The organism is Frigoriflavimonas asaccharolytica, from assembly GCF_013294015.1.
Lineage (GTDB): Bacteria > Bacteroidota > Bacteroidia > Flavobacteriales > Weeksellaceae > Frigoriflavimonas > Frigoriflavimonas asaccharolytica.
Window position 1 is genome coordinate 1 of record NZ_JABSNO010000002.1, and the last position, 26,375, is coordinate 26,375.

At 33.2% G+C, this 26,375-nt stretch carries 23 protein-coding genes; 16 read left to right on the forward strand and 7 right to left on the reverse strand.

Annotation, left to right across the window (positions count from 1 at the left end; translation table 11 throughout):
* Window positions 1–142 precede the first annotated feature (142 nt).
* The 6 genes from HNQ03_RS01390 to HNQ03_RS01415 all read left to right on the forward strand — a co-directional run bounded on the left by HNQ03_RS01390 (window position 143) and on the right by HNQ03_RS01415 (window position 4,821).
* On the forward strand, window positions 143–1,030 hold the full coding sequence (locus HNQ03_RS01390) for a ribokinase (protein ID WP_173777857.1): 888 nt from the start codon (window positions 143–145) through the stop codon (window positions 1,028–1,030).
* Between the two features lie 204 nt (window positions 1,031–1,234).
* Window positions 1,235–1,870: an HD domain-containing protein gene (locus HNQ03_RS01395; RefSeq protein ID WP_173777858.1), complete on the forward strand. Its 636-nt coding sequence runs from the start codon at window positions 1,235–1,237 to the stop codon at window positions 1,868–1,870.
* 17 nt (window positions 1,871–1,887) lie between these two features.
* Window positions 1,888–2,613, forward strand: coding sequence for an SDR family oxidoreductase (locus HNQ03_RS01400; protein WP_173777859.1), 726 nt, complete (start codon window positions 1,888–1,890; stop codon window positions 2,611–2,613).
* Window positions 2,614–2,749: 136 nt separating this feature from the next.
* Window positions 2,750–3,730: an SDR family oxidoreductase gene (locus HNQ03_RS01405; RefSeq protein ID WP_173777860.1), complete on the forward strand. Its 981-nt coding sequence runs from the start codon at window positions 2,750–2,752 to the stop codon at window positions 3,728–3,730.
* Between the two features lie 71 nt (window positions 3,731–3,801).
* Window positions 3,802–4,182, forward strand: a complete 381-nt coding sequence (locus tag HNQ03_RS01410; RefSeq protein WP_173777861.1) for a hypothetical protein — start codon at window positions 3,802–3,804, stop codon at window positions 4,180–4,182.
* Window positions 4,183–4,374: 192 nt separating this feature from the next.
* Entirely contained in the window at window positions 4,375–4,821 is a 447-nt protein-coding gene (locus HNQ03_RS01415) for a KTSC domain-containing protein (protein WP_173777862.1), read from the forward strand.
* Between the two features lie 85 nt (window positions 4,822–4,906).
* On the opposite strand, the gene HNQ03_RS01420 is transcribed toward HNQ03_RS01415, so the two are convergent.
* From HNQ03_RS01420 to HNQ03_RS01445, 6 genes are all read right to left on the reverse strand, one after another.
* The gene (locus HNQ03_RS01420; RefSeq protein WP_173777863.1) at window positions 4,907–5,512 is read right to left on the reverse strand and encodes a hypothetical protein; all 606 of its coding nucleotides are present in this window, start codon (window positions 5,510–5,512) and stop codon (window positions 4,907–4,909) included.
* A gap of 213 nt (window positions 5,513–5,725) precedes the next feature.
* On the reverse strand, window positions 5,726–6,628 hold the full coding sequence (locus HNQ03_RS01425; protein WP_173777864.1) for a histone deacetylase family protein: 903 nt from the start codon (window positions 6,626–6,628) through the stop codon (window positions 5,726–5,728).
* A gap of 115 nt (window positions 6,629–6,743) precedes the next feature.
* On the reverse strand, window positions 6,744–7,949 hold the full coding sequence (locus HNQ03_RS01430) for an efflux RND transporter periplasmic adaptor subunit (RefSeq protein ID WP_173777865.1): 1,206 nt from the start codon (window positions 7,947–7,949) through the stop codon (window positions 6,744–6,746).
* 128 nt (window positions 7,950–8,077) lie between these two features.
* Window positions 8,078–9,346, reverse strand: a complete 1,269-nt coding sequence (locus HNQ03_RS01435) for an ABC transporter permease (RefSeq protein ID WP_173777866.1) — start codon at window positions 9,344–9,346, stop codon at window positions 8,078–8,080.
* 123 nt (window positions 9,347–9,469) lie between these two features.
* Window positions 9,470–10,702: an ABC transporter permease gene (locus HNQ03_RS01440; protein ID WP_173777867.1), complete on the reverse strand. Its 1,233-nt coding sequence runs from the start codon at window positions 10,700–10,702 to the stop codon at window positions 9,470–9,472.
* A 32-nt stretch (window positions 10,703–10,734) separates the two neighbouring features.
* A complete protein-coding gene (locus HNQ03_RS01445; RefSeq protein ID WP_173777868.1) occupies window positions 10,735–11,424 on the reverse strand; it encodes an ABC transporter ATP-binding protein in 690 nt (229 codons plus the stop codon).
* A gap of 501 nt (window positions 11,425–11,925) precedes the next feature.
* Here HNQ03_RS01445 and HNQ03_RS01450 point away from each other — a divergent pair.
* From HNQ03_RS01450 to HNQ03_RS01460, 3 genes are all read left to right on the forward strand, one after another.
* Complete coding sequence (locus HNQ03_RS01450) at window positions 11,926–12,900, forward strand: ribonucleotide-diphosphate reductase subunit beta (protein ID WP_173777869.1); 975 nt, start codon at window positions 11,926–11,928, stop codon at window positions 12,898–12,900.
* Between the two features lie 813 nt (window positions 12,901–13,713).
* Entirely contained in the window at window positions 13,714–15,384 is a 1,671-nt protein-coding gene (locus HNQ03_RS01455) for a ribonucleoside-diphosphate reductase subunit alpha (protein ID WP_317170340.1), read from the forward strand.
* Between the two features lie 194 nt (window positions 15,385–15,578).
* Window positions 15,579–16,019 carry a DUF2147 domain-containing protein gene (locus tag HNQ03_RS01460; protein WP_173777871.1) on the forward strand — a complete coding sequence of 147 codons (441 nt, stop codon included), beginning with the start codon at window positions 15,579–15,581 and terminating at the stop codon, window positions 16,017–16,019.
* 80 nt (window positions 16,020–16,099) lie between these two features.
* Here the strand turns inward: HNQ03_RS01460 and HNQ03_RS01465 are convergent, their stop codons facing one another.
* Window positions 16,100–16,393: a hypothetical protein gene (locus tag HNQ03_RS01465; protein ID WP_173777872.1), complete on the reverse strand. Its 294-nt coding sequence runs from the start codon at window positions 16,391–16,393 to the stop codon at window positions 16,100–16,102.
* Window positions 16,394–16,564: 171 nt separating this feature from the next.
* Between HNQ03_RS01465 and glyA the strand changes: the two genes are divergently transcribed.
* The 7 genes from glyA to lhgO all read left to right on the forward strand — a co-directional run bounded on the left by glyA (window position 16,565) and on the right by lhgO (window position 26,353).
* Entirely contained in the window at window positions 16,565–17,836 is a 1,272-nt protein-coding gene (gene glyA / locus HNQ03_RS01470; RefSeq protein WP_173777873.1) for a serine hydroxymethyltransferase, read from the forward strand.
* Between the two features lie 50 nt (window positions 17,837–17,886).
* Window positions 17,887–18,354: a regulatory protein RecX gene (locus HNQ03_RS01475; protein WP_173777874.1), complete on the forward strand. Its 468-nt coding sequence runs from the start codon at window positions 17,887–17,889 to the stop codon at window positions 18,352–18,354.
* A gap of 175 nt (window positions 18,355–18,529) precedes the next feature.
* Window positions 18,530–20,461, forward strand: a complete 1,932-nt coding sequence (locus HNQ03_RS01480; RefSeq protein WP_173777875.1) for a polysaccharide biosynthesis protein — start codon at window positions 18,530–18,532, stop codon at window positions 20,459–20,461.
* Between the two features lie 51 nt (window positions 20,462–20,512).
* On the forward strand, window positions 20,513–21,322 hold the full coding sequence (locus HNQ03_RS01485; protein ID WP_173777876.1) for a polysaccharide biosynthesis/export family protein: 810 nt from the start codon (window positions 20,513–20,515) through the stop codon (window positions 21,320–21,322).
* Window positions 21,323–21,343: 21 nt separating this feature from the next.
* Window positions 21,344–23,713 (forward strand): GumC family protein, encoded by a 2,370-nt coding sequence (locus HNQ03_RS01490; RefSeq protein WP_173777877.1) that lies wholly within the window; start codon window positions 21,344–21,346, stop codon window positions 23,711–23,713.
* A gap of 24 nt (window positions 23,714–23,737) precedes the next feature.
* Window positions 23,738–25,024, forward strand: coding sequence for a nucleotide sugar dehydrogenase (locus tag HNQ03_RS01495; RefSeq protein WP_173777878.1), 1,287 nt, complete (start codon window positions 23,738–23,740; stop codon window positions 25,022–25,024).
* Between the two features lie 147 nt (window positions 25,025–25,171).
* A complete protein-coding gene (lhgO, locus tag HNQ03_RS01500; RefSeq protein ID WP_173777879.1) occupies window positions 25,172–26,353 on the forward strand; it encodes an L-2-hydroxyglutarate oxidase in 1,182 nt (393 codons plus the stop codon).
* The last annotated feature ends 22 nt before the right edge of the window (window positions 26,354–26,375 follow it).

A 26,375-nucleotide genomic window follows, 5' to 3' on the forward strand; every position in this document is an offset into this window, starting at 1 on the left:
GGGAAAGGTTTTGTTGTGCAACTCAAAGATACTTTGAGATACTAAACTTTACCCTCTTTTTTTACATTTTTATTTAAACGTTTAGGACGATATTGATATTTAATATAAAAACGGCTATATTTGTTTTTGTAATTGATAGAATATGAAATTTAATTCAGACCAACCAAAAATAATCGTTATTGGAAGTTCTTCCATAGATTTAGTTTTAAACGTTCCTCATTATCCAGCGCAGAATGATACCATTATGGCAACCAATGTGCAAAGTTTTTTTGGTGGAAAAGGTGCCAATCAAGCTGTTGCAGCTGCAAGATTGGGCGCAAGTGTATACTTTGTAGGAGCAGTTGGTATGGATCCTTTTGGCCAACAAGTGCTGCGAAATTTGAAAGATGAAGGCGTGAATGTAGCCTTTGTTTATGAATGCGAAGAAGTCGCAACTGGCGCAGCATATGTAACAGCGGCAGAGAATAAAAATACAATAATTGTAGTTCCTGCAGCCAATAATGAGCTGAATAAAAACCATATAAAAGACGCAGAAAAATATTTTGACACTGCAGATGTTATACTTCTCCAATTGGAAATTCCGATAGAAACAATAGAATTTGCAGTTAACTTAGCGAAACTGAACAACGTAAAAGTTGGTTTGTATGCAGCACCTGCGAAGAAAATCAGCAAAGAAATATTGGATAAAATAGATTTTATTGTCGCAAAAAGCTCTGAGTTGGAGACGATATTTGGCATCGGTACAAAAGACGAAATTTTGCATCAATATCCTAATAAATTATTTGTGAGAGACGACGCCAGTTCTACCACTTATTTTGATGGTACAGAGATGAAATACCACAGAAACGAACCCTCAGAAATTGTATACACAATGGGAATGGGCGATGCTTTTGTAGCAGGTTTCACGGTTGCAATGTGCCACCAAAATTCTATAGATGATTGTGTGAAATTTGGCAACAAAGTTTCTTTAAAGGCTAGTGCAGAGCGAGGTTCGCAGAAAGGTTTGCCAAAGTTGGCAGATATTATTTAAAATATTTTGGGCGCCATTATCCGCCTTCCGTTCCCGCTTTTTTATACTATTTTTCTACAAAAAAATTATAAAAAGAGCTTCACTCAAACCTAACGAAGTGGTTCGATGATTCAAAAAAGATTAAAATAATAATCATCAAGTCGGGGCGCAAGCTCTGCAATTTTTCAAATGTTAGAATCAATTCAAAATTAATATTTTTTCCCAATGTCCATCACAGAAAATACCATACAATTCGTAAAAGAAAAACTAAAAAACGCCGAAGCAGGGCATGATTGGTTTCATATAGAACGCGTGTACAAAAACGCAAAAAAAATAGCAGCGGAAGAAGATTGTGATACCTTATTGGTAGAAATTTCTGCCTTACTGCATGATATTGCCGACGCAAAATTCCACAATGGTGATGAAAATATAGCGCTGGAAATCTCTAGAGATTTTTTAGAAACTCAAAATTGCACCGAAGATTTTATTATAGATGTTTTGTACAGTATCAAGAATATTTCTTTTAAAAATAGGGAAGAAGTGGGCGATAATATCCCAATAGAATTGCAGATTATACAAGATGCAGATCGTCTGGATGCAATTGGAGCAATCGGTATTGCGAGAACATTTCATTTCGGCGGCTTCAAAAATAATCTTTTGTACGATCCCGAAATTCTGCCCGTTACAAAATTCAACAAAGAAGAATACAAAAAATCCAACGGAACAACCATCAATCATTTCTACGAAAAATTATTGCTGTTAAAAGACATGATGCACACCGAAAAAGGTAAAGAAATGGCAGAAAAAAGGCATCAGTTTATGTTGAATTTTTTAGATGAGTTTTTAGCAGAATGGGATTAATATTAACATTGTAAAATATGCAAAAAGTTATCTTGATAACGGGAGCTTCTCGTGGTATTGGTAAAGAAATAGCGCTGCAATTTGGCGGAAAAGGCAATAATATTATTGTTAATTATGCTAATAGTGAAGAAAGTGCATTAGAAACGGTTTCAGAAATTGAGAAAGCAGGCGGAAAAGCGATTGCTATAAAAGCGGATGTGAGCAAAAAAGCCGAAGTTACTGCAATGTTTGATGTAGCAATTTCACATTACGGGAAAATAGATGTGCTCATCAACAATGCTGGTGTAATGGTGACAAAACCTTTGAAAGATCTAACGGAAGCAGATTACACCAAAATGTTTGATATTAATGTGAAAGGAACTTTCAATACTTTGCAAGAATGTTTTTCTAAACTAGCAGACAATGGATTCATTATCAATCTATCTTCCAGTACTACTAAAATGATGTTGCCAACTTACACTTTGTATTCCGCGACCAAGGCAGCTGTAGAGCAAATGACGAGAATATATGCGAAGGAAATAGGCAGAGGAATTTCCATAAATGCAATTGCGCCAGGACCAACAAGTACAGAACTTTTTTTTAATGGAAAATCCGAAGAGCAAATTGAATTTCTTACCAATCAAAATACTTTCAAAAGATTGGGCGAACCAAGTGATATCGCAAAAGTTGCACAATTTCTAGCAAGCGATGAATCTAAATGGATTTCTGGACAAGTAATACCTGTGAATGGAGGAATGGTATAGCAAAATAGGATGAAATTATTTGCTATAAATATTTAATCAAACTCTATAATATTTTTCAATCTTAAAATAGTAATTATACAGCATCTAAATTTTTGAAAATTAATTCGAAAATATTTGAAATTTTAATAATATAATTATGGAAAATATACAATCTTTAAGAGGTAAAACAGTAGTAATAACTGGCGGAACAAGTGGAGTAGGACGTGCAGCAGCAGAAGCATTTGCACTAGAAGGTTGCAATGTAGTAGTTGCAGCAAGAGGTCAGGAAGGTTTAGATGAAACCGTTTCTCTTTGCCACGATTTGGGTGTAGTGGCGCTCGGAGTTTCTACCGATGTTTCTAATGCAGACGAGGTGAAAAATTTGGCAGAAAAAGCACTGCAATTTAATGGTAGAATAGATTTTTGGGTGAATAATGCTGGCGTAATGGCAAGCGGAAAGTTCGAAGATGTGCCTACAGAAGCCATGGATCAATTGGTGAGAACAAATTTATTGGGTTATATGCATGGTGCGCACGCCGTTTTGCCAATTTTTAAAAAACAAAAAGACGGAGTACTGATTAATAATGTTTCTATCGGTGGTTTTATGCCTGCACCTTATTCTACAGCTTATTCTAGTACAAAATTTGGAATTCGTGGGATGGTAGAAGGTTTGCAAGGCGAACTAAGCAACGAACCGAATATTCATGTGGTTGGTTTGTATCCGAGTATTCAAAAATCTACGGGAAATCTGCATTCTGCAAAATATTCTGGTTTAGATTTCAAAATTCCACCATTTTCTACAGATCCTAGAGATTTGGCGGCGCAAATGGTAGCAGCAGCAAAAAATCCAAGAAAGCAAATCATCACAGATAATTATGCTGCAGTGATGAAAGTTTTGTATGGCATCTTCCCAAAAGCAATCATCAATACTGCTTCTGCAGTTTTAAGATTATCAATGAAAGAGAATGCAGATACAAATACGAACGGAAACATTATGCATGCATCCAATGAACCGCACAGAATATATGGTGAAATGGCAATTCCAGAAATTTCTAAAAATACCAAAAACGCATTGATTGGAGGAGTAGGAGTTGGTCTGGGTCTGATTTTATTTCAAATGGTGAAGAAAAGAAAATAGCGGAGCGGTAATATTTAATTGGTTGTGAATTAAAACTAAAATATTATTCGTTAATTTCTATCTTTGCAACAATGGAAAAATACGCTTTCTTATTATTAATAATATTATTTATTGGCATCGCACTTTCTGCAGTTAGCGAAGGTAAATATGTAACCAAAGCAAGATGGTTGCAAGGCATTATCACCGTTTCTACCATCATTATTATTTCGCTTTGGTTTGTGCTACAATCCAACAGTAATCTTGAACAAAGTACGATTTTGACAAAAAATACCAATCAGATTTCCAAAACATTGGAAAAAACTTTTATTTTGGGAACTGCAGAAGAACGAAGCAGACTTGCCACCATAAAATTCAGCATCCTAACTTCGCTCAATTTTTTACTTTTATTTTTAAATGCTGTTTTGCTTATTAAAAATGTAATATTGGAGAGAAAAGTGATAGTGCAAGCTTAAGTATTTCTATGATAAACTTCAGCAATGAATGTATATAAGAAATTGTACTTTTGCACCTCGAATATTTATAGGTAAATATTTGAATTAATAATTAAATTTCTGTACTTGAAATCGCTGTTAATTAACATAATAAGCAAATGTAATTATGATGATGCGATTCCAATTGACAAATAAGAACAATAAAATTTACGAATGAAAAGAATTGGCGAACATAGAAAACTACTTGGTGTAGACAAAACTGCAACTTTGAAAGAGCTGAAAACCATCTATAGAAATACGATGAAAGATTCTCATCCAGATAAATTTATCAATGATGAGGAAGGTAAATTGCAGGCAGAAGAAACCAGCAAATCTGTGATAGAAGCATATCATTTTCTTGTAAGCATCAACCCAGAAACGCAAGAAAAATATAAAGAAGAATATACAGAAACCATCACAACTTCTATTATTCAAGATTTTCATTTAGAAAAATCTATCTTAAAAGTTCAGCATTTGAACGGGAAAATGTTTGAGTACATTGGTGTACCAAGAAATACCTATATCAAAATGGTGAATGCAGATTCGCCAAGTCGCTTTGCAAGAAGACACATCTACGGAAAATTCACCTACAGAAAAGATGGTGAAGTGATGGCAGATTAAGTTTTTTCAAACTTTATAAATCAACAAAAAAAGCACAATTTCTAAATTTAGAAATTGTGCTTTTTTTTGGTTAAGATAAAATAAATTATTCCGCTACAGATGTCTCTACAGCATCGTTATTTTCTTCTTTGCAATAAGTAGGAACATCCACTAGTTGGCTGTTTTTTAATTCAAAACTCAATTCTCGGTTTATTTTTAATTCGTCTTTGCCCGTATTTGGGTTGAATTCTGTATTGTAGAATTTTATCGTTAGGGTTTTCCCTTTTTTCAGTATTTCTTTAAAACTCTCTATCTTTTTGTCGCTCATTTTCACGAATGGATTTTCCACTTCTTTTGCATCCACGAAAAATGATATCTTCTGAAAATCACCCGATCTAGAGGAAGCGAAATCTAGCCCTCCCCATTCTTTATCGCCATAGTTGCCATTGTATTCTACCAAAAAGCTCGGCGGAGTGTCGGAGTTTGTTTTGCAATTTAGAGATAGATAAAGCACATAGTTTTTATTAGAAAAATTAGCAAGATCTTTCATGCCGTTTTCTTGGTCCAAAATAACCCAACCTTTGTTTTGAATTTTATAAAATTCTTCAGCGTCTATTTTTTGCACATCTATGCTCACTTTATCATCATATTTTTGCGCGAGCAAATTCAAACTAAATAGGGTGCAAAGGCTTAGGAATAGTAGTTTTTTCATCTATTTTATTTAATGATTATTTGGGATAAAGATAGTTTTTTTCATCATTAAAAATGCACAATGCTAAAACCTTTTGGTGAGCATTTTAAAATCCGCTTCGAAACAAAAGCCAAAAAAAAATTCGCGGACAATGCAGGTGAAAAAAGTGGAAAAATTAAAGGGATTGGAATTAGGTATTTTAGGAAGATTTTAAATGAAAATTAAGAATACAATCTAGAAATAAATTTCTGAAGCTACACGAAATGTATTGGAGTGTGCATCTACAATCGTTTTTATTTCTGGAGAATAGCCTCCTCCCATACTTACTTGTACAGGAATTTCGTGCTTTTTGCAAAGGGAAAGTACAATCTCATCTCGCTTTCTACAAGCTTCTATGCTGCAACCTAATTTACCCAATTTATCTGTAGCCAAAATATCTACTCCGCTTAGATAAAATATAAAATCTGGTTTCTGCTGTGCTATTAATTTTGGTACAAATTCTTTGATGATTTTTAGGTATTCTTCGTCAGCAGTTTTATCCTCCAATGCGATATCCATATCGGAAATTTCTTTTCTAAAAGGGTAATTATTTTTACCATGCACAGAAAAAGTGAAAACCTTAGCTTCATTTTGAAATATCTCTGCAGTACCGTTTCCTTGGTGCACATCTAAATCTACGATCAGGATTTTGGTAGCCAATTTTTTATTCAAGATATATTTAGCAGCTATTGCTTGGTCATTTAGCATACAAAAAGCCTCTCCACAATTGGAAAACGCATGATGTGTGCCACCCGCAATATTGAAGGCAACGCCGGCTTGCATAGCCATTTCGCAACCAGAAATTGTGCCTTGGGCAATTCTCAATTCCCGTTCTACCAATGCTGCAGAAAGTGGAAATCCTATTTTGCGTTGTGCTTTTGCATCTAAAGTGTAATTTAATAAAGAATTTACATACTCTTTCTCATGAATTGCTAAAACGTGGGCTAAATCTACAGGATTTGGCTCAAAGAAATCTGTTTCCTCTGCGATGCCATGAAGCAGAATCTGCTGCGGAAGAAGATCATATTTCAACATGGGAAATTTGTGATTTTCTGGCAGCGGATGTTTGTAAATTGGATGATAGGTGATAGGAAGCATGGGTAATTTAGTTCAAAAATAAGGTAGATTTAAATAAATAAAAAACTGGTTTTCCAAAATAATGTAAAAAAAAATCCCAGAAATTTCTGGGACCTTTCATTATAAATTGAAAATTTTATTTATCTTTTTTCTCCTTGAGTTCTTCTTTGTCTTTATCAGATGGATTCCAAACTTTCACTTCAGAATCTTTGGATAGTCCGCCGAGAATTTCAACTTTTATACCATCACTAGATCCTAATTTTACATTCTGTTTTTTAAAACTTCCGTCTGCTTGTTTCACTTCTACAAAAGAAACATCTTTGCCTCCTTTCTTTTCATATTGAATTAATGATTCATCTAAAAGCAGTGCATTTTTCTTAGAGCTTAGTACGATTTCCCCATTTGCAGAAAATCCTGCACGGATGAATTCGCTTGTAGGATTGAAAACATCTCCTTCTACCGGGAATTTTATGGTTCCGTTTAAATCTTTACCTTTTGGTGCAATCATCGTTACTCTTCCAGGGAAAGTTTTGTTTTGAAGAGCGCCAATTACGATATTCATATTCATCCCTTCTTTTAATTTTCCTGCTTGTGCTTCATCAATTTCTCCTTCAAATATAAGAGAACTTAGATCTGCGATGGTACAAATTGTAGTACCTGCGTTGAAAGAATTTGCCTCAATTACTTGGTATCCAATTTTTACGGGTACTTCTAAAACGGTACCTGCAGTTTTGCTTCTAATTTGTGTTGTGGCCAAACCTTGTAGTGCTGGTGTAACTCCAGTTCTTGCAATTTGCAGATTATTTTTGGCAGTTTGAAGTTGTTGGTTTGCGTTTCTCACTTGTATTTGTGTAGATTGCAATTGCTGTTGAGAATTAAGGTATTCTTGTTTAGAAATTACGCCTTGTTTGTATAGACTTTCTTGCATCGCAAATTGTTTTTGCTGATTGGCAACATTTAATTGTGCATTGCTTATCTGCAAATTTGCATTGTTTACTTCTTGTTGAGCACCATTCACATTAGCGATGACGGGCACAATTTTAATAGTTGCTATCAATTGTCCGGCAGAAACTTTATCTCCTTCCTTCACCAAAATTTTATCGATGATACCAGAAAGGTTGGGTTTAATTTCAATTTCTTGGTTGGGTACAATTTTTCCGGTTGCCATTACTTTGTCTTCCATATTTTCTATGGTTGGTTTTTTGGTGAGGAATAATTCAGATTTTGTGGAATTTGATTTAATGAAATAGCTAATTCCCATTACGATTGCCCCCAAAAGTATAAGCCCAAGGAAAATATAAATGGCTTTCTTTAATGTAAATTTTTTCTTTTTCTGTTCCATAGTTTAGTTTTTTCTATTTTTTCGAAACTGCAGTTTCTTTTCTACGTTCTATTGCTTTTAATCTTTTTTGGAATTAATGATGAATTTTATTTAATCTAAAAGCACCTAATTCATATATTTAAAATTAATTATTCACTTCTCAAAGCTTCTATCGGTCTCACACTCACAGCTCTTTGTGCGGGTATCATACCAATTATTAATCCTAAAATCACCATGACGGACATCGCTCCTACTACATTTAAATAATTGATGGTTGGATTGTAAAATGGAAATTCATCTTGATTTTGCGTTGCAGCATCTAAACCCATTAATAATAATAGCCCAACAATAAATCCTAAAATTCCCGATGTGAGGGTGATCACAACGCTTTCCAATAATATTTGGTTTCTTACTTCCGCGGGTTTTGCGCCCAATGCTCGGCGAATTCCTATTTCTTTGGTTCGTTCTTTCACGGTGATCAATAATATATTGGATATCGCGATAACGCCTGCTAAAATAGTTAAAGTACCAACTATAATTGTTAATAATTGCATACCGGTTAGAAATCCTGTTAATTTCAAAAATTCTTTACCTAAATTAAAACTTCCAAATGCATTGGTATCTTCTGGAGAGACTTTATATTTTTCTTTTAATACTTCTTTTACGCGGTCTTCTACTATTTTTAAATCTGCATCTGGCTTGCTAACGATAGAAAAAACGGTGAGTTTATCTCCTTGATTGTACATATTGTTGTAGGTACTTAAAGGTATGAAAGAGGTGTCATTTCCACCCATTGGTCCGGCTCTTTTCACATTGAAAACGCCAATCACTTGAAAAAAAGTGCCTTTTACATTCACAGATTTTCCGAGTGGATCTTCGTTCTTTTTCGCATCAAAGAAGTTTTCATAAATATCTTGTCCAATGACGATTACATTTTTGCTTCCAGAAATATCTGCATCATTCAAATATCTGCCAAAAGTTAATTTTTTCTCTGAAATTTTGTTACCAATTGGTAAATCGCCCGTTAAAGTATAGGTGGCAGATTTTCCATCTCTAGACATTTGTTCGCCTGCGCTACCGAAATTTCCCCGCGAATTTTGTGGTGAAATGTAATCTATCTGTGGGATTTTGGAGATTAGAAGATCTATATCATTCAATCTCAATTGCATTTCTCTACCTTTAGGAAAACCAGCGTAAGGAATATTGGTATTTTGTGCCCATAGGAAAATAGAATTGGTAGCGAAACCCGAGAAAGCTTTATCAAAACCATTTTCCATTCCTTTTGCAGCACCGAGCAAAGAAACGTATAAAAACATGCCCCAACCAACGCCAATCATGGTTAGAAAAGTTCGAAGTTTATTCTCTCTCAACGAGTAATAAATCTCTTGCCACGTATCTTTTTTAAATATTATATTCATTCCCCTAAATCCCCGAAGTGGACTTTGTGTATTTTAATGATTTAACTTTATCTCTTTACTAATTCTACCTATTCAATTTCTTATCTGCCATAATTTTGTTAAAGCTCCTTTCGCTATTGAAGATTATTCTGTACGCAACGCTTCTATCGGTTTTATCCTACTTGCTCTGTATGCTGGTACAAATCCTGCGATTAAACCTGCCAATACAAGGAGAAAAAACGCAACGAAAATCATTCCCCATCCAACACTTGGATCTTTTATAAAATATTTTTCTAAACTATCTCCGATTAAAAACAGCGTGAGAACAGCCAAACCAACTCCCACAATACCAGAAATTACCGTTATCACCACACTTTCTTGTATTATTAATGCTACAATACTTCTTGGTTTTGCACCGATGGCTTTTCTTACACCTATTTCTCTCGTTCGCTCTTTCACAATGTACACCATGATGTTGCTGATGCCTATAATACCTGCGAGCAATGTTCCGATACCTATAAAACCAACTATTAGCGTCAATATCGCCAGAAAAGCAAAGGTGTCTTTGGTGTTTTCTGCATTGTTTCTTATCCGAACGGCATTTTCATCATCTGGAGAAACTTTTAATTTTGCCTTCAATTCTTTTTCCAATTTATCTCCAAAAGCAATGGCTTGTTCTGGTGAAAGATCTTGATTATAAGTTAATTGGATACTATTAATTGTGTCTGATCCTTTTTTTAATTGTTGTAATGTAGAAATAGGCACAGATATCATTCGCTCTTCCCAATCTCCACCTCCTTCGTCAGAAAAAACACCAATCACCTTAAATATTGTTCCATTTAAGGCTAGTTCTTTCCCAATTGGGCTTCCATTCTTGATTAAATCTCTTTGCACCATTCTGCCAATTACTGCAACTGGCAATCTTCGGTTGATATCTCCTGCATTCACATATCTACCTGAAACTAATTGTCGGTTTTCTATCATCTTTTCGTCGCCAGAAGTTCCAACTATTTGATAGGTACCACTTTCGTTGCCATATTTTACGGTCATTCCAACTCTGTATGTTGGTGCAGAAAATTCTACATTTTCTTTATTATTATTTACGACATCTTCAAAATCTTGATTTTTCAAAATTACGCTTCTATCCGTTTGCAAGCCATCATAAGCTATAGTCGTTTTTCCTGTGTAAATTCCTATTAAATTGGTGGCATCTCTTGCAAAGCCTTCTGTAAATGCGTTTTGTAAGCCAGTTCCAATTCCAAAAAGTACAATGAAAATGTAAAGACCAAGCGCAACTGTGAACCCGGAAAGTACCGTTCTCAATATATTGCTTCTAATGGAGGCAAAAATCTCTTGCCATCTGTCTAAATCAAACATTTTTTTCTTTTAAATCTTATTTCTCGTCTCTATTACAACACTTTTTGCTCAATCATTTGATCAAATAATATCACGCCATCTTTTAATTCTACATTTCTTTTTGTTTGCGCAGCAACATCATTTTCATGGGTAACCACGATGATGGTTTTTCCTTCATTATTAATTTCTTGCAATAATTTCATAATGTCAAAGGTGGTTTTGCTATCCAATGCACCAGTTGGTTCATCTGCCAGAATTACTTTTGGATTTGCAACCAATGCTCTCGCAATGGCTACACGTTGTTTTTGTCCACCAGAAAGTTCGTTTGGAAGGTGTGTTGCCCATTGCGCAAGTCCTACTTTTTCTAGGTATTCCATCGCTATTGCATTCCGCTCTTTTCTTGGTATATTTTGATAGTAGAGTGGAAGTGCTACATTTTCTAATGCATTTTTGTAGCCTATCAAATTAAAAGATTGAAAGACAAACCCCAAAAATTTACTTCTATATTCTGCTGCTTTTATTTCGTTTAAATCTTCTATTGGCAAACCATCGAGGTTGTAGATTCCAGAATCTTTTTCATCTAAAATCCCTATAATATTTAATAAAGTAGATTTTCCAGAACCAGAACTTCCCATGATGGAAACAAATTCCCCTTCATTTATAGTAAGATTAATACCTTTTAAAACGTGGAGACTACTTTTGCCAGTGGTATAAGATTTGTGAAGGTCTTTAATTACAAGCATAGCTAGATTTCTTTTATAAATAAGTAGAAAAATTTTTAGCTTTGTTACACTCAATCCTCTATTTTTTGAAGCAAAATTATATTCGGCTTTATAAAATCCTTATCCTGGTCTGAATATACTATTTTCTGCTGGACCTTAGAAAAAACCAAGATCAACATACAAAGATTTTATACCCAAAATTTAATGGCTGTTTAACGTGTAAACACTGGATGTAGTACTATGTAGAAAAATCGTTTAAATTTTTTCTTACTATTAATGGGATTTTTAAATTTTAAGTTTAAAATTTACTTTCTATGCGTGCTTTGGCGCGATTGTGGAAAACTTTTTAGGCTACAAATCAGTGATTTAATATTTCTTCCTTTCAAATGCAGTCTCGTTTGCCTACTTTTGTATTCGGACGGGAAACTAAATATTTTTCATAAAAAAGAATCATTTTATTTCGTAATATTTTTATTTTCAGTTGTTTACATTTTTTTTTATAATTTTTTAATATACACAAGCATGGGTCTTTTTGATAAACGCATTTCCTACAAACCTTTTGAATATCCTGAAGTAATGCAATTCGTGGATGCTATCAACAAATCTTTTTGGGTACATTCCGAGGTAGATTTTACAGCAGATGTTCAAGATTTTCAATCTCAACTAGAACCTCACGAGCAAAACGCTATAAAAAATGCACTTTTGGCAATTGCACAAATAGAAGTTTCTGTCAAAACTTTCTGGGGAAATCTCTATACGCATATGCCAAAACCAGAATTAAATGGTCTTGGTTCTACATTTGCAGAATGCGAATTTCGCCATTCAGAAGCATATTCCCGTTTACTAGAAGTGTTAGGTTACAATGCATCTTTCAATCAAATAATAGAAGTTCCAGCTATTAAAAAAAGAATTGAATTTTTAGGAAATGTTTTAAAGCATTCCAATTCTACAACGCCAAAAGAATATATTTCGTCACTATTATTGTTCTCAATTTTGATAGAAAACGTTTCGCTTTTCTCTCAATTTGGAATCATTTTATCTTTCACAAGATTCAAAGGCTACATGAAAAATGTATCTAATATTATCGCGTGGACTTCTGTAGATGAACAAATTCATGCCAATGCTGGGATGTTTTTGATCAATAAAATTCGCGAAGAACAGCCAGAATTGCTTACCGATTCTGATATGGAAGATATTTACACTTTAGTAGATCAATCTATAGAAGTAGAAGCAGAAATTTTGGATTGGATTTTTGAAATGGGCGAGATCGATAATATTTCAAAAAAAGATCTTTTGAACTTTATGAAATACAGAGTAGACGATTCTTTGAAAAAGATCGGAATTGCAACACGTTACAATGTTTCACCAGCAGAATACAGACCAATGCAGTGGTTTGAAGAAGAAGTTTTCGCCAATTCTATGGATGATTTCTTTGCAAAAAGACCGGTAGATTATACAAAGCATGATAAGAGTATTACGGCAAATGATTTGTTTTAATTGATCATCATTGCGATCCCGATTTCTATCGGGAGAAGCAATCTATTCGTGTTTGAGAAAGTTTCGTTAAATGATAATTTGGAACTAATTTGGGCGCCAATTTCCGTCTTCCGTTCCCAATCTTTTTTTTGCAAAAAAAGGATTTCCACTCAAGCCGAGGCGCAAAGTTTGGAAGGTTGAAAAATTTTCTTTTTAATCAAAAGTTTAGATTTTTGGAATATCCAGTTTGTGATGTTGAAGAATCTATGTATACTATATGCTTTTCAAGATTTTATTTGAAAGACAATAGAGAATTAAAATATTTTGTAAAAAAGTAGGTTTTGGCTAAAGCCAATAAAAAATACAAAATATAAACACGCCTTAAAAGGTGTGGCAATTGAAATTAAAAAGTAAATTTTTTGTACGCAATTCAATAAGAACTGGTTTTAACCCGTTTTATTCAAGATGAAGATAATTTGGCTTTAGCCAAAACATATTGCAGGGTAAGCGTTGTTAGAGCTTTAAGCTCTAACAACGCTCTCTTCAAAAAAGAGAAAGTAGATATTTTAGCCCCGATTGCAGCGGCATCCTTTTTTGTAACGAAGTGTAAAAAAAGATACAGCGGAAAGCGGGACAGGTTTTGAAAAAAGAGAAAATCTATATGCTTCAAAAAAGAAATAGAATTTAGAAATCAAGAGACAATTAGAAAAGAAAACACAAAAAAGAGATTGATTCTCCCGATAGTTATGGGTTTGCAATGACAGCCTGTTAATTGATGATGATATCTCGCAACGGCAAAATAAATCGTACTTTTTACATAGTACAATATACAAAATACAAGAGAAGAAAATGGAAGAACAAACAAAAATATGGTGGCTCAACGAGGAGTCTGAGCAAATGCTAAATCGTGGTTACCTTCTGAAAGGGGAAACCGTAGATGGAGCCATCAACAGAATTACAAGTGCCGCTGCAAAAAAATTATATAAACCAGAATTGCAACCTGCTTTTGAGGAAATGATCCGCAAAGGTTGGATCTCCTTTTCTTCGCCAGTTTGGGCAAATATGGGAACAGAAAGAGGTTTGCCAATCTCGTGTTTCAACGTTCACGTTCCAGATAATATTGAGGGAATTACGCATAAATTGGGAGAAGTAATCATGCAGACCAAAATTGGTGGCGGAACTTCTGGCTATTTTGGCGAATTGAGAAATCGTGGAACTGCTGTTACGGATAATGGAAAATCTTCTGGTGCAGTTTCCTTTATGAAATTGTATGATACAGCAATGGATGTGGTTTCGCAAGGTGGCGTAAGAAGAGGTGCTTTTGCAGCTTATCTAGATGTCGATCACGGAGATATTGAAGAATTTTTGAGCATCAAAGATATCGGACATTCTATTCAAAATTTATTTACCGGAATTTGTGTGCCAGATTATTGGATGCAAGATATGATAGATGGAGATGCAGATAAACGCAAAATCTGGGCAAGAGTTTTGGAAAGCAGACAGCAAAAAGGTTTGCCATACATTTTCTTCACAGATAATGTGAATAGAAACAAACCGCAAGCTTACAAAGACCAAGGTTATATGGTGAATGCGAGCAATCTTTGTTCAGAAATAATGTTACCTTCTACAGAAGATGAAAGTTTTATCTGCTGTTTAAGTTCTATGAATTTAGAATTATACGATGAATGGAAAGATACCAATGCTGTGCAATTGGCTATTTATTTCTTAGATGCAGTTTTGTCTGAATTTATAGATAAAACGGAAGGAAATTATTATTTGACAGGATCTAGAAATTTCGCAATGCGCCACAGAGCTTTAGGTTTGGGAGTTTTGGGCTATCATTCTTATTTGCAGAAAAATAATATACCGTTTGAAAGTTTTGATGCTACGCAATTCAACGCGAGAGCTTTTAAACATATCAGAACGCAGGCAGATATTGCTTCTAAAGAATTGGCTAATATATATGGCGAACCAGAAGTATTGAAAGGTTACGGAATGCGAAATACAACCGTAATGGCAATTGCACCAACAACTTCTAGTTCTTCTATTTTGGGGCAAACTTCGCCAGGAATTGAGCCTTTTGCTAGCAATTATTACAAAGCAGGATTGGCGAAAGGAAACTTTATGCGAAAGAATAAATATCTTGCAAAATTGTTGCAAGAAAAAAACCTGGATAATGAAGAAACATGGAGAACCATTATGCTAAATCATGGTTCTGTGCAGCATTTGGAGCAATTGACGGAGGAAGAAAAGTCGGTTTTCAAAACGTTTAAAGAAATTTCGCCGATGGAAATTATTTCTCAAGCGGCTCAAAGACAGCAATATATAGATCAAGCGCAATCTTTGAATCTTTCTATACCTGCTACAATGCCGGTGAAAGATGTGAATTATCTTTACATTGAAGCCTGGAAAAAAGGAGTAAAAACTTTATATTACCAAAGAAGTTCCTCTGTTTCTAAAGAAATGATGGTGAATTTTGTGAGTTGTACAGCTTGTGAAGCATAATTTGCAAGTGAAAAGTTTACGATAAAAGCTAAGTCGCAGAATTTTTTCTGCGGCTTTTTTAATTTTTGATAATTAATTAATTTATTAAAAGTGAAAAAATAAAATTAATTGTTATTGTAAATAAAATCAAAATTCCTTCTGGCACGATTTTTCCTGTCAATAAATTCGCTAAAATTTTACCAATTTATCAAAATATGCTTAAAATCTTTTCATTTTCACTAGTATTTTTATCCATTTATAATTTTGCGCAAGTTGGTAGCGACGCAATTCTTGGTAAATGGATTTCAACGGATAAAAATGTTGCTGTAAATGTATATAAGGAAGGCAATTCTTTTCAAGCTAAAATTATTTGGTTTGATGATACATTGGGTAGCGGAAAACCTATGAATACGCAAGTAGACTCTGAAAATCCCAATCCGCAATTGAGAAATCGTAAAATTCTTGGTATGGATGTTTTGGAAAATCTTTCTTATAATGGAAGCAAAAATCGTTGGGAAAATGGTAAAATCTACGATGCTTCTTCGGGCAGAACTTGGGATAGTTTTGCAGAAATGCTAAGCAATGGGTATCTAAAAGTTCGTGGATTTTGGAAATTTAAATGGATAGGTAAAACTTTAACTTTCAAAAAACTTTAGCTTTAAAATGTTTTAGCAATTCACTCAAATAAAAATTCCCCAGCAAAAATGTTGGGGAATTATGTTTTTTGGAAAAAAAATTAAGCTAAAAATTCTAGCTCTTTATCCTTAAAATTATTATTTTCGACTATTTGATTGATGGTTTTCAACGTTTTTTTGCGAATTTTTGCCATACTGCGAATCGTTTTATTTTCGCTATAGTTAAAAATATTGTCCTTAAAGGTGAACGTGTCGCCTTTTTTGAAGTGGATATCGCTATCATTCAATTCGCCTTGCAACATCAAATTCGTCATGGTTGTAAGTAAAGAATGTTCGTATTTTGCAAGACTTTTCAAGCCTTTTAGCAGTTGTTTTTTATATTTTTTATTGCTCATTAGTCTATATTTATTTTGTCAAAAATACTAATTTTTAATTTAATTTTTTAAAATCTAAAATGATTTTATGATAAATTTTCTTTTATAATTACTTGTAAGGTATCAACTTTTTTTAGACCTAAATTTTAATTAAATTTGACCATCAGTATTTTAATAAAAAATAAAAGCAATATGAGCCAAGATCCAATATTTCAATTGATAGAAAAAGAAAGAGAAAGACAAACCCATGGTTTGGAATTAATAGCGTCCGAAAATTTTGTTTCTGAAAACGTGATGAAAGCAATGGGAAGCGTTTTGACCAATAAATATGCAGAAGGATATCCTGGAAAAAGATATTATGGTGGTTGTGAAATTGTGGATCAGGTAGAAACTTTAGCCATTGATAGAGCAAAGGAACTTTTTGGGGTAGATTATGCTAATGTACAGCCTCATTCTGGTTCTCAAGCCAATGCAGCAGTCTATTTAGCTTGCTTAAAACCAGGAGATTCTATCCTAGGATTGGATCTTTCTATGGGCGGACATTTAACGCACGGCTCTTTCGTGAATTTTTCTGGAATACAATACAATGCACATTTCTATGGTGTAGATAGAGAATCTGGTTTGATAGATTACGAGCAAATGCGCCAGAAAGCTTTGGAATGCAAGCCAAAAATGATGATTGCAGGATTTTCTGCATATTCCAGAGATTTAGATTACAAAAAATATAGAGAAATAGCTGATGAAGTTGGCGCTACTTTGTGGGCAGATATCGCTCATCCAGCTGGTTTGGTAGCAAAAGGATTGCTTAATTCGCCGTTTGAGTATTGCCATGTAGTTACTACAACCACACACAAAACTTTGCGTGGACCAAGAGGAGGAATGATCATGATGGGAAAAGATTTTGAAAATACTTATGGACACAAAACGCCAAAAGGCGAAACGAAAATGATGAGTACCGTTTTAGATGGTGCAGTTTTTCCAGGAATACAAGGTGGACCGTTGGAACATGTGATTGCTGCAAAAGCTGTTGCCTTTGGAGAAGCTATTGACGATCGATTTTTAACCTATCAAAAGCAAGTAGTTGCCAATGCAAGAGCTCTTGCAAAAGCGATGATGAGTAATGGATTTGATATCGTTTCTGGCGGAACAGACAATCATTTAATGCTTGTAGATCTAAGAAATAAAAATGTAAACGGGAAAGAAACCGAAAAAGCACTAGTGTTAGCAGATATTACGTGCAATAAAAATATGGTTCCTTTTGATGATAAATCTCCATTCACAACATCTGGTATTCGATTGGGAACTGCTGCAATCACCACAAGAGGTTTGGTAGAAAATGATATGGAAACTATTGCAGATTTGATAAATGATGTAGTTGGCGACATAAAAAATGAAAATTTGCTAGCAGAAGTAAGAAAAAAAGTAAATAGTATGATGGAAGGCAAGGCTTTGTTCAATTACTAAAGTTGTTTTTTTTTCTGTTCTAAAAATTCCTTTATTTATTTTTAAAATTAATGGAAAAGAAGCTCTTCACCTTTAAAGAAACAAAGCAGAAATTGGCAGATTATTGCGTCTATCAAGATAGATGTCACCAAGAAGTCGAACAGAAAATGTGGGAATATGTTTTGATTCCAGAGGCAAAGGATGAAATTTTGCTATATCTAATTCAAGAAAATTTTTTGAATGAAGAGCGATTCACCAGAAGCTATATTCGGGGTAAATTTTATATGAAATCTTGGGGTAGAACGAAAATAAAAAGTCATTTAAAATTTAAAGGAATTTCTGAAAAACTCATTAATTCTTGTTGGGATGAGATTGATGAAGCAGATTATCAAAAAACATTGGAAAAAGTCTACAATAAATATTATGCTACTTTAAAAGGTTTAAAAGAATATCAAAAAAAGATGAAAACCACTAAATATTTAATGACGAGAGGTTATGAATACCAAGAGATTTTGAAATTAAATGATGAGGATAACTAGAATAAGTTTAAAGAGCAAAATTTAATGCTGTATAAACAAAAATCTGCAATCTGTTAATAAATAATTAAAAATTAACAACAAAATTTTCACTAAATTTGCAAAAAATTAAAGAGAATAAGATTATTGAATTAAATAATCTTATTCTCTTATTTAATTTAAAAATAATTTTATTTTAATGAGTTTAGTAGATTCTTTTCGCAAGAAAATCTATAGTGGAGACAATATTGTCAATCTCACAGACGTAAGGTATTTACCAAGGTGGACAATTCTACTTTTTGACCTGGTGTTGTTGATGTTTTCTATATTCATCACCTATTTTATCTTGAGTAAACTGCATATCTATACTCCTCAAAATTTTTCTAGCTATTTTAAATATGGTACTATAATAGGTATCAATTTAATCTTCATGTTTCTTCTGCGGACTTTTGCTGGTATCATTCGTCATTCAACGTTTGTAGATTTATTCAAATTACTTTCTGCCAGTTTTTTTACGTTGATTACTCTTGTAATTGTTAATGTTTTATTATTTTCATTCACAAAAAAAACATTACTAACAACGGCTTTTTTAGGCTTTTATTCTGTGATTTCTTTTTTATTGCTTTTCATGTTCCGTCTTTTTGTAAAAGAATTTTTTCAAATTGTAAGAGAGTTGAAAAGTAGCATCAACAAGAAGAGAATTTTAATTTTGGGTATTGATGAGCAGGCAGTTGCAGTAGCGAAAACTATTATAGCGAATCATAATTTAGATTTTAAAGTCACCGGCTTTCTCACAAAAAGGACAGATTCGAAAAGAGCAAACTTACTTGGAAAACCAATTTTGTTGAAAAATAAATTTGAAAAATATAGCAAAGAAGATTTGGCCATAGATGGAGTTGTTGTAATCAAGGATATGATGACGAAGGAGGAAATGAATGATTGGGTAAATTTATTTCTGGAAAAAGATTTGAATGTATTTAAAGCGCCATCTGTAGAGCAAATGCAAGATGCAGATTCTGTAAAAACAATTAAAAATTTACAAATAGAAGATCTTCTTAATAGGAAGCCGATTAAAATTGAAAACGACGAGATTTACAGCACTCACTATCAAAAATCAATTTTAATAACTGGAGGTGCCGGTTCTATCGGTAGTGAAATTGTGCGCCAAGTTGCGCAATTTTCTCCATCGTTAATCGTGATTTTAGATCAAGCAGAAACTCCATTATATGAAATGGAGCTTGAAATGAGAGCATCATACCCAAATATAAATTTCAAATTTGTATTAGCGGATATTTCTAATAAACACAGGCTTGAACCACTTTTTAGAGAATATCAATTTTCTATGGTCTACCATGCAGCTGCTTATAAACACGTTCCTTTGGTAGAAGAAAATCCGCATGAAGGTATTTTGGTAAATATCTTTGGTAGTAAAAATGTGGCAATGCTTTCTTCAAAGTATAATGTTTTGAGATTCGTGATGATATCTACCGACAAAGCCGTAAATCCTACGAATGTGATGGGAGCTTCCAAGAGAGCAGCAGAACTATTGATACAATCTCTTCAAAATGTAGAAGGAAATACCACGAAATTTATAACCACAAGATTTGGAAATGTATTGGGTTCCAATGGCTCTGTAATTCCTCATTTTAAAAAACAAATTGAAAATGGAGGTCCTGTTACCATCACTCATCCAGATATCGTTCGGTATTTCATGACGATACCAGAAGCTTGTGAACTCGTATTGCAAGCGGCAACCATGGGAAGTGGAGGAGAGATATATGTTTTTGATATGGGAAAACCAGTGAAGATTCTCGATTTGGCAAAACGCATGATCAAATTGTCTGGTTTGGATTTGGATACGGATATAAAAATAATTTTCACAGGATTAAGACCAGGAGAAAAACTTTTCGAAGAATTATTGAGTGATGGCGCGAAAACTTTGCCTACACACCATGAAAAAATATTGATATCTAAAGATCCTTGTGGAGAATTTTCTGATATAGAAACTTTAACAAATAGAATTACAAAAGCAGCATTACGCAGAGATAAAGTAGAAGTGGTGCAACTATTAAAAATAATTGTTCCAGAATTTAAAAGCAATAACTCTGTATATGAAGCGTTGGATAAATAGTGAATCTATAATAAATCGTATATTCGCAAAATCTTTTTTTTAAAATTAATAATGAAGTATAAATATTATTTTTTGTTCTCTGTTCTAGTAATTTTCTCTTGCAAACCTGTGGAAAAAGCAAGCGAAATCAACTACATGCAAAATATTGAAGCTATAGCGAAAGAAGCAGCGGCGAACAATCAAATCACCATTTTGCAACCTGGAGATCAATTGATGATCTTGATAACTGCAAAGGATAATGATGTTGTGAAACCTTACAATCAAAATTATTCTTCTTCAGAAATCGTACAGAATATTGCTGGTGCAGGAAATACACCAAATTCTGCTATAAGTAGCGTTTCTGGACCTACGTACTTAATAGATTCTGACGGAGATATAGATTTTTCTGGTATTGGAACTATGCATCCAGCTGGAAAAACTTTGGTAGAATTTAAAGAAGAAATAAGAAACGAAATTAGAAAGTATGTTATCAATCCTACCATAAATATTCGATTGACAAACTTTAAGGTAAACGTAATGGGAGAAGTTGCTCGTCCAGGATATTATAATATCGTGGAAGGACAAGGAACTATTTTGAATGCATTAAGTCTTGCAGGAGATTTAACAATCTACGGAAAACGAGATAATGTCCTTGTTTTAAGAAATGAAAATGGACAAGTAACCAACAATTTTATAAATTTAAAAGATGCAAACTTTTTAAATTCTCCTTTTTATAATCTAAAACAAGGAGATGTAATTGTAGTTTCTGCCAACAAAAATAGAGAAGTAACTGCCAAAACAAACCCAAATACAGGTCTTTATATTTCTATAGCTTCTGTTGCTGTAGGTGCTTTAGCAATTATCATTAGCGTTTTTAAATAATATCATCATTATTCCTAATTAATGGATTCAAATAATACAAACTCCTCAGAATCAGAAATAAATATTGGCGAAATAATACAACCATACCTCAAACGATGGTTTTGGTTTGTTGTTGGAGCTTTTTTAGCAATAGTTGCCGCATATTTTTATTTAAAAACTCAAAAAAGCGTTTTTGAAGTAGCATCTACCGTTTTAATAAAAGATGCAAAACCAAGTTCTGGCGGTCAAGATTTCGCAGCATTACGAGATATTTCTGGGTTGGGAGGTATTAGTAGCAATGGTATTGATAACGAAATGGAGATTTTCAAATCTAAAAAATTGATGAATACTGTGGTCGGTAATCTCGGTTTGGAAACCAATATTTTTAGATCTGGTAAATTTCAAGATACAGAACTTTTTGAAAATCAATCTCCCATCATCGTTAAAATAATTAATGAAAAAGATAAATTAAAATATCCGGAAGTTCCTATCAATTTAAATATTTCTGGTAATAAAATTACTCTTTCTTCGGATGAAATGGCGACGGTAGAAACTGTTTTCAATAAGACGATAAATTTACCATTCGCAAATATTATTATTTTAAAAAATAAAAATTATATCGTAGATAAAAAGAATCCAAATCTGACAGATTTAATGCTTTATATTTCTACAAAAGAAGCTAAAACCAACAGCCTGCAATCTGACCTTAAGGTTTCTTTGGTAAATAAAGATGTAACCGTGATTAAATTGGTAATGAATGCCACGGTAGTTGATAAAGCAAAAAAGATTATTAATGAGCTAGTAACAGTATATAACGCTGATGCAATAGACGATAAGAATACAGAATCTAAAAAAACTGCAGAATTTATACAAGATAGAATTGCCCAAATCGGAAACGAACTTGGAGCTGTAGAAAATGAGAAAGAACAATTCAAACAAACCAATAATATTACAGATATTGCTGTGGAAGCAGGAATAGGTTTGCAAGTTTCTGCAGATGCGCGTGCAAAGCAACTTGAAATTGAGTCTCAACTAGCATTAAGCAGTTCACTTTTAAGTTTTGTAAATAAATCTGGATCTTATCAGGTTTTGCCAGCAAACGTTGGTTTAGATAATCCTGGAACTATTGCAAATATTTCTATTTATAATAATTTGATTTTGGAAAGAAACAGATTATTAGAGAATGCAACACCTCAGAATCCTTTGGTTGTAGATGTTACAAAACAGATAAATAGTATAAGACCTACAGTTGCGCAAAGTTTGCAGAAAAATATTTCTGGCTTGCAAATGGCAAAAAGTAGTTACCAAACAGAGCAAAATAGAGTGCAAGGTAGAATTTCAAAAATACCAGCACAAGAAAAGAGATTTAGAAGTATAGAAAGACAACAAGAAATAAAAGAATCTTTGTATCTTTTGCTACTACAGAAAAGAGAAGAAAACGCAATATCTCTGGAAATTACAAGCAACAAAGCTAGAGTTTTGGATCAAGCTTATTTGGGAATGCAGGTGGCACCAAAACCGAACATTATTTTACTAGCAGCATTAGTTGCAGGCTTATTATTACCTCTGGTTTTAATTTACTTGTTAGAATTATTAAATAATAAAATTAGATCTAAGCACGATTTAGAATTACTTTCTCATGGTAAATCTGTAATTGGTGAAATACCAAAATTAGAGAAAAATCAAGAAGAATTGGTACAAATAAATGATATATCTCCGATGGCAGAAGCTTTTAGAATTCTTATTACAAACATGAATTTTATGCTTCCAAAAAATGCTATCGATGGGAAAGTTATAATTGTTACCTCTACCGTGAAAGGCGAAGGAAAAACATTTGTGTCTGTAAATCTTTCTTTAACACTAGCAAATCCTGGTAGAAAAGTGATTGTAATAGGTTCTGATGTTAGAAATCCGCAATTACAGCGTTATAATGCAGCATCAAAAGGCCTTATTGGTCTTTCAGAATATCTGCATGATAATACTACAACTTTACAAGATATTGTACATACATCATCTTACAATCCAAACTGCGACGTCATTTATTCCGGAAGTATACCTCCTAATCCTACAGATTTATTCACAAATGGTAGGTACGATGTTTTATTAGATCAATTAAAAGTTCAATATGATTATATCATTTTAGATACTGCACCTTTGATGTTGGTTACAGATACGCTATTAATCTCAGATTATGCAGATGCAACATTATATGTAACAAGATCTCAATATACAGAAAAATCTTTGATAGAATTTGCTCGTAAAAATGTAGAATCTGGAAAAATTAAAAATGTTGGTTTCGTATTAAATGCAGTAAGCAACGATTATTTCGGATATGGAAACAAGTATGGATATGGTTACGCCGCAGAAGAAAGAACTTTTTTACAGAAATTAAAAGCAAGAATTTTTCAATAAAATCAATCTAAATAAAGAAATTATATGAGTCATAAAATAGCAGTGATAGGACAAGGTTATGTAGGATTGCCACTAGCTTTAGAGTTTGCAAAATATTTTCCTGTTTTTGGTTTTGATATCAATGAAAAACGTGTTTCAGAATTAAATAATGGGCAAGATCATACTTTGGAAGCAAACCCAGAAGAAATTAAAATTCTTTTAGATGCTGCAAAAAATTCTAATTTTGAAAAAGGATATCAAGCTACTGCCTCATTAGAAGATATATCCCAAGCAAATGTCTACATCGTTACGGTTCCTACTCCTATAGATCGTTTTAATGCGCCAAATTTAAATCCACTTTTGCAAGCAAGTAAAATGTTAGGAAGCATTTTAAAATCTGGGGATATTGTAATTTATGAATCTACCGTTTTCCCTGGTTGTACAGAAGAAGATTGTGTACCTGTACTAGAAAAGGAATCTGGTTTATCTTTCAACAAAGACTTTTTTGTAGGCTACTCGCCAGAAAGAATTGTGCCGGGTGATAAAGTAAATACTTTAACAACGATCATAAAAGTTACATCTGGCTCTACTCCAGAAATTGCAGAGATTGTAGATCAATTGTACAAAAAAATTATAACTGCTGGAACGCACAAAGCATCTAGTTTAAAAGTTGCAGAAGCCTCAAAAGCTATAGAAAATGCACAAAGAGATGTAAATATTTCATTCGTGAATGAATTAGCCCTTATATTTGATAGAATCGGGGTAGATACTCAAGACGTTCTAGAAGCTGCCGGTACAAAATTTAATTTTCTTAAATATAAACCAGGTCTAGTTGGCGGACATTGTATTTCTGTAGATCCTTATTATTTGGCGCACAAAGCAGAGCAAGTTGGCTACTATCCTCAAGTTATCTTAAGTGGTAGGAGAGTGAATGATATGATGTCGCATTTTATTTCTAATAAAGTAGTAAAATTGATGATACAGAAAGGCATCAATATTAAAGATAGCAATGCATTAATTTTAGGTGTTACTTTTAAAGAAAATTGTCCAGATGTAAGGAATACCAAGGTAGTAGAAATTCATAAAGAATTAATAGAATTCGGTTTGAATGTTGATATACACGATCCTTGGGCAAATGAAGAAGAAATGATGGAAGAATATGGTGTTCAAATTTGCAAAGAACTACCTTCTAAAAAATATGATGTCATCATTTTAGCCGTTTCTCATCAAGAATTTGCCAGCATTAATTTTGTTGAATTAAAAAATGAAAAATCTGTTATTTTTGATGTAAAAGCCTTCTTAGATAGAGATTTGGTAGATTCTAGATTGTAACTTTGTTTTGATTAAAAGATCATTTTTGTTAAATTTTGTATCTATTAATTTTAAATAATCCGCAACTTTTGTTTTTTTTGCGATAAGAAAATAGGATGTATTTGTCAATTATTTTCTGCAAATAACTTTTAAAATTTCATCTAAAATATGATGTACAATACTATTATCGTAGGTGCAGGTTTGGTTGGTTTAGCAACTGCTTATCAATTAAAATTAAAAAACCCAGCGTCTAAAATTCTTATTTTAGAGAAGGAAAGTGGTGTTTCCAAACATCAATCTGGTAATAATAGTGGCGTTATTCATAGCGGAATCTATTATAAACCAGGAAGTTTAAAAGCAAAAAACTGTATAGAAGGTTATCAATCCATCATCCAATTTGCGGAAGAACATGGCATCAAATACGATCTTTGTGGTAAAATAATTGTGGCAACTACCAAAGAAGAACTTCCACTTTTAGATAATATTTATAAAAGAGGAGAAGAAAACGGACTAAAAAATTTGCAATTTCTTTCTAAAGAGGAATTTCAAGAGATAGAACCACACTGTACTGGCGTAAAAGCTGTGAAAGTCCCACAAACGGGCATTATAGATTATCCTGGAGTTGCAGAAAAACTGAAAGAACTTTTTGTAAATCTAGGTGGAGAAATACTATTTAATCAAAAAGTTTCGCAAATCATTAATGAAAAGGAGACAATTGTAAAAACTGAAAATCAAGAATTTAAAACGGAGAAAATAATTACTTGTGGTGGTTTATATTCAGACAAACTTTCAAAATTGACAGATCCTAAAAATGATTTTATCATAGTTCCTTTTCGCGGCGAATATTATAAATTGAAAGAGGAGAGAAAATCTTTGGTGAAAAATTTAATTTATCCCGTTCCAGATCCTAACTTTCCATTTTTGGGTGTACATTTTACCAGAATGGTAGATGGCAACGTAGAAGCTGGACCAAATGCTGTTTTGGCTTTCAAAAGAGAAGGCTATAAATTCACGGACTTCAATTTTGCCGAAACTTTAGAAACTTTTATCTATCCAGGTTTTTGGAAAATTGCTGCAAAATATGGCAAAACTGGTTTGGGCGAAATTCATAGATCACTTTCCAAAGCAGCTTTCACGAAAGCTTTGCAGAAATTAATTCCAGAAATTCAAGAGAATGATCTTGTTCCTGGTGGAGCTGGAGTACGAGCACAAGCTCTCAAAAGAGATGGAAGTTTGATAGATGATTTTGATATTTTGCAAAAAGGAAACGTAATACACGTAAGAAATGCGCCATCTCCTGCAGCAACTTCTTGCTTATCAATTGGTGAAAAAATTGCAAACCTTATTTAGTTTTAAATTTTTCTTTAAAATT